14 protein-coding genes are annotated in these 12,612 nt (G+C 38.8%); 5 read left to right on the top strand and 9 right to left on the bottom strand.

All coding sequences use genetic code 11. The features are described from left to right. The first annotated feature begins 32 nt into the window (after nucleotides 1-32). Nucleotides 33-1,838: a hypothetical protein gene (locus AC1XUO_RS16420; RefSeq protein ID WP_483330855.1), complete on the top strand. Its 1,806-nt coding sequence runs from the start codon at nucleotides 33-35 to the stop codon at nucleotides 1,836-1,838. A 50-nt stretch (nucleotides 1,839-1,888) separates the two neighbouring features. On the opposite strand, the gene AC1XUO_RS16415 is transcribed toward AC1XUO_RS16420, so the two are convergent. Next, complete coding sequence (locus AC1XUO_RS16415) at nucleotides 1,889-2,293, bottom strand: hypothetical protein (RefSeq protein WP_483330854.1); 405 nt, start codon at nucleotides 2,291-2,293, stop codon at nucleotides 1,889-1,891. 44 nt (nucleotides 2,294-2,337) lie between these two features. After that, nucleotides 2,338-2,901 carry a Crp/Fnr family transcriptional regulator gene (locus AC1XUO_RS16410; RefSeq protein WP_483330853.1) on the bottom strand — a complete coding sequence of 188 codons (564 nt, stop codon included), beginning with the start codon at nucleotides 2,899-2,901 and terminating at the stop codon, nucleotides 2,338-2,340. A gap of 240 nt (nucleotides 2,902-3,141) precedes the next feature. Here AC1XUO_RS16410 and AC1XUO_RS16405 point away from each other — a divergent pair, with 240 nt between their 5' ends. Then, nucleotides 3,142-3,834, top strand: a complete 693-nt coding sequence (locus AC1XUO_RS16405) for a type 1 glutamine amidotransferase domain-containing protein (RefSeq protein WP_483330852.1) — start codon at nucleotides 3,142-3,144, stop codon at nucleotides 3,832-3,834. A 78-nt stretch (nucleotides 3,835-3,912) separates the two neighbouring features. Here the strand turns inward: AC1XUO_RS16405 and AC1XUO_RS16400 are convergent, their stop codons facing one another. Continuing rightward, the gene (locus tag AC1XUO_RS16400; protein WP_483330851.1) at nucleotides 3,913-4,314 is read right to left on the bottom strand and encodes a hypothetical protein; all 402 of its coding nucleotides are present in this window, start codon (nucleotides 4,312-4,314) and stop codon (nucleotides 3,913-3,915) included. A 129-nt stretch (nucleotides 4,315-4,443) separates the two neighbouring features. Beyond that, on the bottom strand, nucleotides 4,444-5,052 hold the full coding sequence (locus AC1XUO_RS16395; RefSeq protein WP_483330850.1) for a hypothetical protein: 609 nt from the start codon (nucleotides 5,050-5,052) through the stop codon (nucleotides 4,444-4,446). Nucleotides 5,053-5,321: 269 nt separating this feature from the next. On the opposite strand from AC1XUO_RS16395, the gene AC1XUO_RS16390 reads away from it, so the two are divergent. Further along, nucleotides 5,322-5,888 (top strand): cupin domain-containing protein, encoded by a 567-nt coding sequence (locus AC1XUO_RS16390; RefSeq protein ID WP_483330849.1) that lies wholly within the window; start codon nucleotides 5,322-5,324, stop codon nucleotides 5,886-5,888. Nucleotides 5,889-5,988: 100 nt separating this feature from the next. Next, on the top strand, nucleotides 5,989-6,366 hold the full coding sequence (locus tag AC1XUO_RS16385) for a helix-turn-helix domain-containing protein (protein ID WP_483330848.1): 378 nt from the start codon (nucleotides 5,989-5,991) through the stop codon (nucleotides 6,364-6,366). Between the two features lie 66 nt (nucleotides 6,367-6,432). On the opposite strand, the gene AC1XUO_RS16380 is transcribed toward AC1XUO_RS16385, so the two are convergent. Together AC1XUO_RS16380 and AC1XUO_RS16375 are read right to left on the bottom strand one after the other, a co-directional pair. Then, a complete protein-coding gene (locus tag AC1XUO_RS16380; RefSeq protein ID WP_483330847.1) occupies nucleotides 6,433-6,765 on the bottom strand; it encodes a YegP family protein in 333 nt (110 codons plus the stop codon). Nucleotides 6,766-6,881: 116 nt separating this feature from the next. Further along, the gene (locus AC1XUO_RS16375) at nucleotides 6,882-7,724 is read right to left on the bottom strand and encodes an AraC family transcriptional regulator (protein WP_483330846.1); all 843 of its coding nucleotides are present in this window, start codon (nucleotides 7,722-7,724) and stop codon (nucleotides 6,882-6,884) included. Between the two features lie 63 nt (nucleotides 7,725-7,787). Between AC1XUO_RS16375 and AC1XUO_RS16370 the strand changes: the two genes are divergently transcribed. Beyond that, complete coding sequence (locus AC1XUO_RS16370) at nucleotides 7,788-8,717, top strand: 3-keto-disaccharide hydrolase (RefSeq protein WP_483330845.1); 930 nt, start codon at nucleotides 7,788-7,790, stop codon at nucleotides 8,715-8,717. 327 nt (nucleotides 8,718-9,044) lie between these two features. On the opposite strand, the gene AC1XUO_RS16365 is transcribed toward AC1XUO_RS16370, so the two are convergent. From AC1XUO_RS16365 to AC1XUO_RS16355, 3 genes are all read right to left on the bottom strand, one after another. Then, complete coding sequence (locus tag AC1XUO_RS16365; protein ID WP_483330844.1) at nucleotides 9,045-9,740, bottom strand: CatB-related O-acetyltransferase; 696 nt, start codon at nucleotides 9,738-9,740, stop codon at nucleotides 9,045-9,047. A 96-nt stretch (nucleotides 9,741-9,836) separates the two neighbouring features. Continuing rightward, nucleotides 9,837-10,991: a glycosyltransferase family 2 protein gene (locus AC1XUO_RS16360; protein ID WP_483330843.1), complete on the bottom strand. Its 1,155-nt coding sequence runs from the start codon at nucleotides 10,989-10,991 to the stop codon at nucleotides 9,837-9,839. Beyond that, a complete protein-coding gene (locus tag AC1XUO_RS16355) occupies nucleotides 10,988-12,523 on the bottom strand; it encodes an MATE family efflux transporter (protein ID WP_483330842.1) in 1,536 nt (511 codons plus the stop codon). Before AC1XUO_RS16355 ends, AC1XUO_RS16360 begins: the two co-directional genes overlap by 4 nt. Nucleotides 12,524-12,612: the final 89 nt, after the last annotated feature.

The raw sequence follows: 12,612 nt of genomic DNA, 5'->3' as shown, positions 1-12,612 counted from the left end.
GAATCGTGAATTTAATACTCCGGCAAAACATCATGATTCAGGAAAATACTACGCATACTTTTCATATACCCGTTTTAGGACTGGGATATTCTGTTGATACTCCTATCAAAGTTTCCCATTTGGGAATTTCATCCGTTGCTTCCATCGTCGATGACGAAATGATTGAGCGAATGAGGAAATTTCATACATTAAAAAACGAAGAGAAATTTGAACCGATTTATTCCGGTGCGCCTGATTTCCGGAGCCGGCGCATTACTGCTTATCTGGATTTGATGGAAAGAATTGTGAACAAACAGTTCGATTTGTTGAAGCAACAGCCGTTTGGAGCAGGACGCGAAATCGACAGATATTTTGAGCTTTTGCCTGAAACTTCTTCGCTGAAAAAACAATACATTGAAATGACGTTATGCCCGGATGAAGATCAGAAATTAAACTTGCAGAAAGCACTGCGGGGAAAGCTGAAAAAAGGAGCGATTGACGTCAACATAATGTCAAAAGTGGATAAGCTGAACCGGGATGTTCATGGGGAAATGCTGCCGGATGAATACTCAGATGCTTCTGCATCTCTGCGTGGTTTTGCAGAGAGTACGCTTACTTCTTCGCTGATCCTTTCGGCAGGAATGAACCCGAGACTTTATAATTACCTCGAAAAATTTGAAGATTTTTATCCTGATAAAAACGGCGATTTACGCAAGAAAATAATCCTGAAAGTAAGCGATTTCCGGTCTGCATTTATCCAGGCCAAATTTCTCGCCAAAAAAGGAATCTGGGTTTCCGAGTTTCGTATTGAATCTGGTTTGAATTGCGGCGGACATGCTTTTGCCACCGAAGGTTATCTGTTAGGGCCGATTCTGGAAGAATTTAAAACGAAAAAGCACGAAATGTTGTCCGAGCTTTTTGGGTTGTATAAGTCGGCACTTACCGCAAAAGGATATGAAACGGATGAAATTCCAGACCTGCGCATTACGGTTCAGGGTGGAATCGGTACGGCGGAGGAAGATCAGTTTTTGTTGAATTATTATGAAGTTGATGCAACAGGCTGGGGGAGCCCGTTTTTACTTGTGCCGGAAGTTACCAACGTCGACGAAGCGACTTTGAAAGATCTCGCAGAAGCTGAAAGCGATGATTATTACATCAGTAATTCTTCTCCACTGGGTGTTTTGTTTAATAATTTTAAAAAAAGCAGTGCCGAAAAGGAGCGTTTACAGCGGATTGCCGCCGGAAGGCCTGGAAGTCCCTGCCGGAAAAAATATCTGGTTTCGAATACAGAATTTACGGCCGAACCTATTTGTACGGCATCAAGGCAATACCAAAATTTGAAAATCAAACAACTCGAAACGCTTGAACCGCGTCCGGAAAATTTTCAGGAACAATTTGATCTGATCACCGAAAAACTTTGTTTGTGCGATGGACTCAGCACATCTACTTTGCTGAAAAATAACCTGATCAAACCAAGGGAAAATAAAGCAGTCTCCATTTGTCCGGGACCTAATCTGGCCTGGTTTTCCAAAGTTTACTCGCTCGACGAAATGGTCAGCCATATCTATGGAAAGGTGGATTTGTTAAGCCACGTAAAACGGCCGAATATGTTTATCAACGAGCTGAATTTGTATGTTGATTATTACAAAAAAGATCTCGAAATGAACGCGAAGATGTTGAACGATAAGAAGAAAAAATATCTTCAGAAATTTAGCGAACAGCTGATCGTCGGGATCGATTATTACAAAAAACTGATACCACAATTAGTCAATCAGACGGAAGTTTACCGGGATGAAATGATCAGCCAATTGAAAAATATCGAAGCAGAACTGCTTGAATGCCGGTTGGAAATAGCATAATATCAATCCTACGTCCGGCTACACTTTTGCAGACGGACGTAGGATTGATATTATTTTTCTTTAATCACCAGGTAGTTATTCCGGCCAAACGTGAGGAAATATCCCATAATTAAAAAAGCAGGAATGTTGAACCAAATGATATATTGTATACTGAAAAATGTGAAAGCAATAAAATGAACTGCCAGGACGATAAACAAAGAGGTAATTATTTGATTTCCATATTTGAAAATATCGGCAGAAATTGATTTGGTCTCGTGTTCAGTGATCGGAATTACCAACTCTTTACTTCCATACCACCCAGATTTGACACTAATTTTATGCACTCCGATTTCTACGTCGAACGTGGTAGTTTCTCCATTATTAACCATTCCTAGCTCTTTCCCATGGTCAAAGACCGAGATTTGTTTCGTTCGCTTATTCCAGGATTTTGTAAGGGTTACTTCTAATTGTGGCATGAGATCAGTTTTATAGAGGGGTAATCTGATTAGTAAGTTTGAAACTAAGCCGTAAATCTGCTCAAAGTTTCTCTTGAAACACCAAGATACGAAGCCATCAGCGTTTTAGGTACTCTTTGATATAATTGCGGATATTTTTCGATCAGGTGCATGTACCGGGCTCTTGCGTCGAACTTTAAAAAAGACAAAATTCTTTGTTGTAAACCTACATAACCGGTATTGGTTTTAATCCTGAAAAAATGCTCCATCTTGTGCATCTCTGAGCAAAGCTTGTTTTTATTAAAATCGGTCAGTACCAAAACCGTAACATCTTCAATGCAATCGATATTCAGGGTCGCTTTTTCATGATTGTTAAAGGCTTGATAATCTGTAACCCACCAGTTCTCCATAGAAAATTGCAGGATATGCTCCTTTCCGTCATCACCCATATAAGTGGATTTTAAGAGTCCTTCCAGCACAAAATATTCCTGATCCACATCATTCCCTTGCTGCACCACAAACTGATGTTTTTTGAATTTTTTTAATTCGAAATGAGATAATACATAATCGAACTCAACGTCTGTCAGTGTGACAATTTCTTCTAAATGTGTTCTTAAACGTAAGCTCATAGTTTCGTCCCTGATCTTTAAACCAGCAATTTTTAAAAATTAATCTCCATGGCTGGTGTGATATTTGTCACAATAAAACAGTGATTTATTTCCTTATCCTGATCGTCAATTCTTGTCGACCTTTGTAAAAAATAAGTTATGAAATTCAAATCATTTCTGTTGGCGTTTTGTCTGATCCCTTTTGCGATTTTAAAGGCAAACACGCCTGACACAAATTTAACTAAACAAATGATGAACGATATGAAAACTAAAAAAGTCCTTTTCGTAGTAACCTCTTATGATCAGGTACCAAACGGAACAAAAACCGGGATCTGGATCGAAGAATTTGCTTCTCCCTATTTTTTATTGGCTGCACAGGGTATTGATATCACCGTTGCTTCGCCAAAAGGTGGCAAGGCGCCGATTGATCCTAAAAGTACAAAACCAGAATTCACAACAGAAGCGGTTAAGAGATTTTTTGACGATGCCTCGGCTCAGGAAGAGTTAAATAATACGGTCGCGCTGGATGCTATTGATTCGAAAGAATTTGATGCTGTTTTCTATCCCGGCGGTCATGGCCCTATGTGGGATTTGCCTGAAAATAAAATTTCAATCAATATTATTGAATCATTTTATAAGGCTGGAAAACCTGTTGCCCTGGTATGTCATGCGCCGGCAGCTTTGAAAAATGTTAAAAGTGAAAACGGTGATCTTTTTGTGAAAGGCAAAAAAGTAGCCGGTTTTACAAACAGTGAAGAAATTGCGGGACAATCAACTGGCGAAGTTCCGTTTATGCTGGAAGATATGTTAATTGAAAATGGAGCGGTTTATCAGAAGGGTGCAGATTGGCAGCCATTTGCGGTAAGCGATGGCGTGCTGATCACCGGACAAAATCCGGCATCTTCGGAACTCGTTGCTGAAAAGATAATTTCTGCTTTGAAATCGGTTCAATAATAAGAAAGAATGAATTAATGAAGACTGAGACTGCCGAAAGGTGGTCTCTTTTTTGTTGTCAAATCAGTGTGGCTATGGCTAAAGCCGGATATATTCTGGCTGTTTCTCCCCAGGCTGAAGCCTGGGGTTATGTAACGAAACTGTTGACTGGGTCAGGTAACTTGGCTGAAGCCTGGGGTTATGTAACGAAACTGTTGACTGGGTCAGGTAACTTGGCTGAAGCCTGGGGTTATGTAACGAAACTGTTGACTGGGTCAGGTAACTTGGCTGAAGCCTGGGGTTAGGTAACGAAACTGTTGACTGGGTCAGGTAAATTGGCTGAAGCCTGGGGTTAGGTAACGAAGCTGTTGACTGGGTCAGGTAAATTGGCTGAAGCCTGGGGTTAGGTAACGAAGCTGTTGACTGGGTCAGGTAAATTCGCTGAAGCCTGGGGTTATGTAACGAAGCTGTTGACTGGGTCAGGTAACTTGGCCGAAACATGGAGTTAGTAATCGGGCTGTTGAATGAGTGAGGTAACCTGGCCGAAGCCGGGGGGTAGGTAACTACGCTGAGGACTCGTGTTAAGTAAGTTGGCCTTGGTGACTGCTTGACATTAGAATTAGACGGTTGTTAATACGTTTCCATCACTTTCAATTTATTTCGGTCATTAAGTTTAATGGAAGCAAAGGACAGTTTGTAACAAACAAATCCAGCCGCCATCAATGCCCCGCCAACAATAAATGCGGAAGCGTCTGTTGTAAAACGCTTGTCATCCACACCCTTGTTTACGAAATCCGCACCGATATACAACAAACCCGCTATCGGAAAGTAATAGGATGCTTCAGTGACGAAGGGAATCCGTTTGGAAACTTTGAAAATCCGTACATCTTTCAGCATAATTTCTCTGGAATCCATTTTGCCGGTTGCTTCATTGGCGATGTTGAAAGATGAGTCAGAAATACTTAGTATCGCCGATTTGAAGCGGATTTTTTCATGATGCATTCTAAACTTTACCTGGTCTCCGGGAAAAAAGCGATATCGTCGAAATTTTCCAATGCGTGGCGAAGAATCCAGGATCAGGTATTTCTGGCCGGGCAAACCGGTGATATTTTTGTTGCTATTTTGCTTGAAAAAAAGTGCTTCGCTGGTAAGCGCTTTTGCGCGATCGTATTTGTCTTGTGACCGGACAGAAGAATTGATCATTATCACGGCGAAAATCAAAAAAAGATATTTTTTCATGAAAGACTTGAATGGTTCATATAGGGAGGTATTCGTTAAAACGAGAAGAAGTGTTGCATTGTTGCTCCCCCTTGGCCAAGGCTGTGCGTAATAATGTTTTATCGAGAGTTTAGTAAAACGTAAGGCTATTGAAAAGTAAAATCTACGTTTACTAACTACCTCTTTAATTTCATGGTTGTCTTACAACTTATTAGTAATTTCTACAATTATTTTCTGTATGTAAAATTATGTAACTTGTTATTATTCAGTATTAGTAGCACAATTAATATATGAAAAGAGAAAACTTTATCACTGCATTGATTGTACTTTGTACAGCACCGTCTATCGCATGGAATAATGTTAAAAGAGTTTTTACAAGAAGCGAAAAAGGCTTTAAGATCTCCGCAGGTGAAGGAAGAATTCACGGACATATTCGGCTAAAAGGTGTCAACGCCAATATGCTTGATGTTAAAATCTCGGGCAGCGATACCAATGGAGATCTGGCTATTTTTGAACAGACATCGCTCTCGCAGGGCAGAGGCACGCCGTTGCACGTACATCCATTACAAGACGAGACATTTTATGTTATGGATGGTTCGTACATTTTTTTGGTCGGAGAAGATAGATATGATTTGAAAACAGGCGACAGTATATTTCTGCCCCGCAAAGTGCGTCATGCCTGGACTCAGGTTTCAGAAAAAGGTAAAATGCTGGTTATATTACAACCTGCCGGCAAGCTTGAAAATTTCTTTGTGACCATGGCTGGTTTGGATCATGTACCCGCACAAGAGGAAATCACAAAGATTTTTAATGAGAATGAAATGCAGGTGGTTGGACCGGGTTTGAAGGTTGATTGATTAGGATTTTAGTTGATGCTCCGTAGAAAAATAATGATTTTGCTATTGAGTTGGCAAATTACCAACTCAATCATAACTTAGATTCTTTTAACCGAGAAAAATGACAAAACCACAATGGTTTTTACTGGAAACTGAACAGGAATATGACAAGGCTCTTGCCCGGTATGAAGAAGTAAAACGTACACCAAAAAATTCGGAGGGTTACAAAGAGAAACTTCTCCTGATACACCTTATTTCAGAATATGAAAAAGAAAACCGTAGTTTGCCGGAGGGGGATCCAATTGAAATGATCAAAATAAGGATGGCAGATTTTGGGTACAAATCTGCGGATCTTGCCAACGAATATGGCGACAAGGGGACGATAAGTAAGGTTTTAAACTATAAACAGGCGCTCTCGCTGACCATGATCCGGAAATTCAGCAAGCTGTTGCACATTCCTGCGGATGCTTTGATAAAAGAATACGATTTGATCGCATAGAATATTTTTTCATTTCTGAAAACTCACAGAAACCACGCCCTGCGAGTTTTCAGAACAAAAATATTCCTAAACCGTTTGATCATCAACCGTACCTGTCGGTCCGTTTTTCTTCACTGATTCAATTCCGTTATCTCTTCCCGATGTGCTTTCGTACATTTCGCTGCTTCCGATGATCTGGCCGTTGGTGGCTTTCAGGCTGAAAAAATACTTGCCGTTGGCGGAAGTTTTTTTCTCATAACGTGCGTCATCCGGCGAATTTTTCTTTACCGATTCTATTCCGTTTTCGCAGGAACTCTTGGTACTATATCCCTCGCTGGCCAGAATGACCTGGCCATTGTCCGCTTTTAGGTTAAACTGAAACTCTCCATTTGCACGTTTGGTTATCACATACTTGCCCATAATAAACTGGTTTTGTGTATAGAATTTTTTTTACGGTAGTAAGTAAACGTTTTGGTTTAGAAAATGCAAATTTTCTTTCAAACTTGAATATTTAAAAGTAGTGCAAAAATGTAATCCTAAACCACATCCATCCTCCTGAACGCCGTAGGCGTATTTCCCGTATATTTTCTAAACTGTTTACAAAAATGACTTTCGTCCGTATAGCCAAATTCATCCGCAATCTCTGAAAGTGAAAGCTGACTGTAAAGCAGCCGTGCTTCGATGAGTTTGATCTTGTGTTTGACGATGTATTGTTTTAAAGATTCGCCGGTTTGTTTTTTGAAAAAGATGCTGATATAGGCAGGCGCATAGTTAAAAACCTCAGCCAGATGTTCCATCGTCAGTTCCGCCGGATTGTAAATGTGTTGTCTGACGTATAATAGTATAGGTTCCACTGAATCTTTTAAAACAGCTTTCATTCGCGTTTGCCCCAGCAAATTCCGGGCGAGGATCACCATCATACTTTGCATCAGACTATCACGAACAATCTCAAAATATGGCGATTGGTGGTTTTCATATTCCCCTTCCAGAATTGTGAGCAGGCTATGAAGTTTCTGCTTTTCCAGTTTATCTTCCACAATGGAGCCGCGACTTTGGGAAGAGGTATACAACAAAGCCTGCCTGATCTGCTGCCATGGACTGTCCTTTTCTGTCTTATGATTTTTATTGAATAACTCATTAAAACGTATAAAACAGAATTCTGTAAGGTCTTCGATTTCAAAATCATGAAAATCTTCCGGGCCCAGAAGAAATACGTCACCTTCCTGATATCGGAAAGTATTCCCGTTGATATTATGAACGCCCTTACCTTTCAGTACAAAAATAATTTCAAAATACGTGTGTTTGTGCACCGAGTGCATCCACGTTTCAGCCTCAAAATGGTAGATGTTAAAAGGCGTATGAAGTATGTATCGTTTCATAATAAATTGGCAGAGCGACAAACATACCGAGAAATATTAGATTTTTACAATGAACCGAAATTTATGCCTGGTTACTTTTGTATCGGCATAGCCAGTTATGCCAATAATAATTACTATGCTATGAAATATATTTCCCTTTCAATTCTTATTTTAATTAGCATTTTCGCACTTTCATCCATGAAGAAGGCCGATGAATGGACTGTACTTCTGGATAAGGATTTATCTCAATGGGAATCGTACCTGAGTTATCGTCATAAAAATGGCTATAATGGAAAAATACCGAAAGATGCCTCGGGCGCAGATATTGCACCGATTGGTTATAACAAGGATGATACGCATGTTTTTTCAATATTAAATGAGCCTGGCGGACCGGTTTTACGCGTAAGCGGTGAAATCTATGGTTGCCTGATTTCCCGTGCAGTATACAAAAACTACCATTTGAAACTTCTGGTGAAATGGGGAAAAGATAAATATGAGCCGAGGAAAGATAAGTTGCGTGATTCGGGTATTCTATATCATTCCATTGGACCTGCCGGTGCGGAATACTTTCGTTCGTGGATGCTTTCGCAGGAGTTTCAGATCATGGAAGGGCATATGGGCGATTTCTGGTGCCAGGCCAATTCAGCTATTGACATCCGTTCGTATCCTTCGGAAGGTGTCATGAACAGGGTTGCTGACGAGAAACAGCCTTTTGGCATATTCAAGAGTGGTAGCGATTATTTCTGTCTTCGCTCTGTTGATTATGAAAAACCAGCCGGAGAATGGAATACGCTGGAACTGATCTGTGTCGACGGGAAAAGCCTGCATATCGTGAACGGGCGTGTGGTGATGGTTCTGCAAAACTCGCGGTATATTGAATCTGATGGAAAAGAAGTGCCGATGACCAGTGGCAAAATCCAGTTGCAAAGCGAAGCCGCCGAGGTTTTTTACAAAGACATCCGCATCAAACCGCTTTCAGCTATGCCGAAAGAATATGAGAAGCTGTTTCTCTGAAATAGTCGCTTGCCACGATTTGCAATCGGGGCGTTGCTGGTTAAGCGTTTGTAACGCGATTAAATAAAATAGCGTTACAAACGCCAAACAACTCAACCCCGATTGCAAATCGGGGTTAGCGGTAAAGAAATCATTACGAAATCACTTCCGGTTTTGTTATATGATTTCTTATCACGAATTTTAATGCAAGATCATCAGGGAATTTAAATCATCCGAGATTTCGTTCCGAGCAACCATCTGAAAGCCTGTATGGCCCAGCCGATAGCCGAAACGGATCTGCCTCTGCCAATGACTATACTGCTTCTAATGAAAATGGGTTAGAAAAGCTTATTTTTGAGTGAAAAGACCATCATTAAATTCATTTTTGAAATCATTGATGTTGTTCAAAAAGACAATATTTTTTTTAAGCCATTCCGGATCTTTTAACCACCATTTGAATTTTAGTAAAAATTCAATTGTATCTTGATCAAATCGATATTTAATAACTTCAGCGGGTACGCCGCCAACAATTGCAAAAGGAGGAACGTCTTTTGTAACAGCTGCATGTGCCAGTACTATTGCTCCGTCACCAATGGTGACACCCCCAACTAAAAACGCCCGATAACCAATCCAACAATCGTTGCCAATAACAACCCCATATTTATTGTCTCTGTCAGCATAACGATACTCATTAAAAAGCTGTGAAGATGTAAATGAACTTCCGTTTTGCTTGGCCAGAGATACAAAAACCGGCGAAGTGGAAGTATAAGGTGATGTGTATGGATGAATTCCGTTGTTGCTGCGGACCTCGGGAGCTATTGATGTGAACTTCCCAATTTTTCCATATATATGACTTGATTCCCCAAGATAAGACCCGTATCCCATTTTTCCGACAAATCTGGAATCTGGATAAAGTTTATTTAGGCCTTCAAAAGAAGAATGTTTTCCAATTCTTACAGAATACGAGAATTTCACTTTATTCCAGTATCTAATTTTGAAATAAAAGAATAAGACAATTTTCTTAAGTAGAAATGGTATTTGCATATTTATAACAGATTAATCTTCAATAAATTGGCATCTCGTACTATCGAAATAAAATACCAGGGAACCTGAATTAAATATTGATTTCAAAGTAGTTAGCTAAAATATTAAATTTCTTAGTTTTTTTTGAATATAATCGATTAGAATAATTATAATAGTCCGAAAGGTGAAACTTCTATAATCATATTTGATTTTTATAATATAATTATTTTTATTTCGATTAGGACTAATGCGGGCTATTTCAGTGTCGTACAGATAAATGTCTTCACCCTCTATTGCTTGAATAGCATTATTTTCATGAGGTCTCAGATCCAAACCAAATGATTTTACAACGTGAAAAGGTTTGATCTCCATCGTTAATAGGTACCTTTTATCAATGTTTACTTTGCTACCATACAAGTCCACGCACAACTCATTTTCTTCAAGATTCAAAAGCTTTCCTATCTCTTGCCTCTCAAAAAAGACGTCATATTTTACAGCTTCTGTCAATGATGGTGTTTTATAGTTTATTTTTCCGTTTTGAAGCATTACTTGGAAAAGGCTCATCTTGGATTTGATGTGTGTCCCCGTATCAGAAAAATTTGTTGTCAAAGAAATGTTCGGATAAATAAAGTATTTGTTATGTGTTACCAAATACATTATAAAGTGTTTTAACCACGAGGAGCGTGGCCAGCTTGACACGAATGCAGGAATGCGTTCAATTGTAACCGCTTCGGATTGATTTAATACATACCAGGAATGGAAGTGGTGCCACATGCCTGCAGTCCAACATTGACCCCAGGATTGAGCAAATTGGAAGAAAAAAACATCAAAACCATTCATTTCTGGTACAAATGGCCTGTTTACATTGACATTCCATTCATGCTTATAAAGCGATATTCCTGCGATACGCGATTCATTACCGTACACATCTAACATTTGAAGCGTGTAGTTGTAAAAATGTGGTGATACGTAGAGGTCATCTTCCAGCATAATGATTGCATCGTATTCGCTGCTCAGATTGCCACATTTTATAACATGATCTCTAAGTCCTAAATTTTCATTTAGTTTAATTATTCGTTTACTTCCAAATTTCCAGTCAAAATTTTGAGCTTCCCGAAGAACTAAACGATGAGAATCCGAGTCCTCATAGTCAATACTTATAATAAGAGGTATGTTACTGACGTCATATTTTGCAGATGCCAGGGATTGTAACAGTCTATTTAATGAATGAGGCCTGTTATAAGTAACCACTATGATTGCAGGAATTGTCATTTACTTTTAGTTTTAAACTTGTTTCCTAAGTGGTTAACTACTTCAATTGCTTTGTCATGCTCATTTTTATTGAGGCCTATAAAAAATACTAGTCCCAAGTAAACAACAGCGGTGAATAAAAATAAAATAGATTTGAAAAAATAGGAACAAGAAATTCCGGAAAATATATCAAATGTTAAGTAGGTGACAATCAGAATTAAGGTGCATGGAAACAGCACGTTTTTGTAAAATTCTAGTGTAGAATATTTTGTTAGCCTTGCGAAAAAATTAATACTAATAAACAAGACTATACTTTCGGTTATAATAGAAACTAGGATAATAGAGTATGGTGGGTAATTGTAATGGAATAATAAATAACCAATAGGGAGGCTGAGCAGCTGAATTGGTGCGTTCAAAAGCTGATATTTTTTTATGTCTCCAATGGCATGGGTGGCGGTGGTAATGCCTGTCCGTAACTGTAAAATCAAAGTGAGTATAATGATCGAGCGGCAGAAAGTTACAGTGTATTCAGGGATATTTGTTAGCCATAGTTTCAAAATTGAGGGTAATTCAATATAAGTCGGAATAGCAATAAACGCGAGCAAAAAAAAGGAAATCTTACTCGAGAAAATAGCGAGTGTTATTAATTTAAGTCTGTCTCCTGCACCCTCGCTTTTGATCATTTGCGGCTGGATAGCCACCATAATTGTGGTAGAAAAGAAAGAAAGTTGTCCATTAACCTGGTTTGCGATTCCGTAGGCAGCGTTTACTACTGTGCTAAAAAATAGGTTTAAAACGACTGCCGTGCCTTGATTTCGTCCAATATAACATAATACACCTAGCAGATTCCAGCCAGCGAAGGAGGACAGTTCCCGGATCACGTTTATGTCGAAGTTTGTTTTCAAAGAAATGTGTGTTTCAAAATATTTATTTTGACTGTAAACTCTTTTTATTGTAATAATAATTATTGATGCCAGCATTGTGAGAAAACCGAAAACCAGTAATTTGTCCCAGGTAGTATGGCTAAGGTATATGGCAATTCCTAATTTTAGTACCGTTTCAAAAACGCTGATTAAAGCCACAAAAAGCATATTTTCGTGAGCATTTATAAGAGCATCGTAAGGTACTGAAATAATAGAGATGACCGTCGAAATGACGACAAAATGGAAAAGTAAATTGGCTGTTTTTAGACTTTCCGGATTGATTTCTAACTTGTTGTTGATCAAATAAACACCTATTAATTCTATTGCAAGAGCTAATAAGATTCCAATGCAGTAGTGAAGAATAGAACTGTTTGCAAATACACTTTGAACTTTTGTTTTGTCATTCTTTCCTAAATTAAAGGAAATGTAACGCTGAGTCGAAGTAGCCAATGCAGCATTGAGAAAAGACAGCATACCAACTAATCCACCTATTACGTTAAACAAGCCAAAGTCTGCCGCGCCTAATGTATTTAATATTAGACGAGTGGAATATAAAGTTATAACAATTGTAACAGCAGATTTAGCATAGGTAACTATTGTGTTAAATAATATTTTGTGTGTGTTCTGCATTAAAGCTAATTTTGTTTATTGCTTTTTCCTTGAGACTTGCCGCTGGGAAATTTTGCTAAATATACATAACTTATTATATGTAAAGGGTT

Source organism: Dyadobacter sp. HNCC25DJ186 (genome assembly GCF_056895235.1).
Note: the sequence above shows the minus strand (reverse complement) of the source record. Positions and strands in the feature narration are given on the sequence as shown.

Excerpts from the sequence above, each read along its gene's own strand:
- AC1XUO_RS16420 (WP_483330855.1), top strand. The coding sequence starts at position 33 with ATGATTCAGGAAAATACTACGCATACTTTTCATATACCCGTTTTAGGA.
- AC1XUO_RS16415 (WP_483330854.1), bottom strand. The coding sequence starts at position 2,293 with ATGCCACAATTAGAAGTAACCCTTACAAAATCCTGGAATAAGCGAACG.
- AC1XUO_RS16410 (WP_483330853.1), bottom strand. The coding sequence starts at position 2,901 with ATGAGCTTACGTTTAAGAACACATTTAGAAGAAATTGTCACACTGACA.
- AC1XUO_RS16405 (WP_483330852.1), top strand. The coding sequence starts at position 3,142 with ATGAAAACTAAAAAAGTCCTTTTCGTAGTAACCTCTTATGATCAGGTA.
- AC1XUO_RS16400 (WP_483330851.1), bottom strand. The coding sequence starts at position 4,314 with ATGTTTCGGCCAAGTTACCTGACCCAGTCAACAGCTTCGTTACATAAC.
- AC1XUO_RS16395 (WP_483330850.1), bottom strand. The coding sequence starts at position 5,052 with ATGAAAAAATATCTTTTTTTGATTTTCGCCGTGATAATGATCAATTCT.
- AC1XUO_RS16390 (WP_483330849.1), top strand. The coding sequence starts at position 5,322 with ATGAAAAGAGAAAACTTTATCACTGCATTGATTGTACTTTGTACAGCA.
- AC1XUO_RS16385 (WP_483330848.1), top strand. The coding sequence starts at position 5,989 with ATGACAAAACCACAATGGTTTTTACTGGAAACTGAACAGGAATATGAC.
- AC1XUO_RS16380 (WP_483330847.1), bottom strand. The coding sequence starts at position 6,765 with ATGGGCAAGTATGTGATAACCAAACGTGCAAATGGAGAGTTTCAGTTT.
- AC1XUO_RS16375 (WP_483330846.1), bottom strand. The coding sequence starts at position 7,724 with ATGAAACGATACATACTTCATACGCCTTTTAACATCTACCATTTTGAG.
- AC1XUO_RS16370 (WP_483330845.1), top strand. The coding sequence starts at position 7,788 with ATGCCTGGTTACTTTTGTATCGGCATAGCCAGTTATGCCAATAATAAT.
- AC1XUO_RS16365 (WP_483330844.1), bottom strand. The coding sequence starts at position 9,740 with ATGCAAATACCATTTCTACTTAAGAAAATTGTCTTATTCTTTTATTTC.
- AC1XUO_RS16360 (WP_483330843.1), bottom strand. The coding sequence starts at position 10,991 with ATGACAATTCCTGCAATCATAGTGGTTACTTATAACAGGCCTCATTCA.
- AC1XUO_RS16355 (WP_483330842.1), bottom strand. The coding sequence starts at position 12,523 with ATGCAGAACACACACAAAATATTATTTAACACAATAGTTACCTATGCT.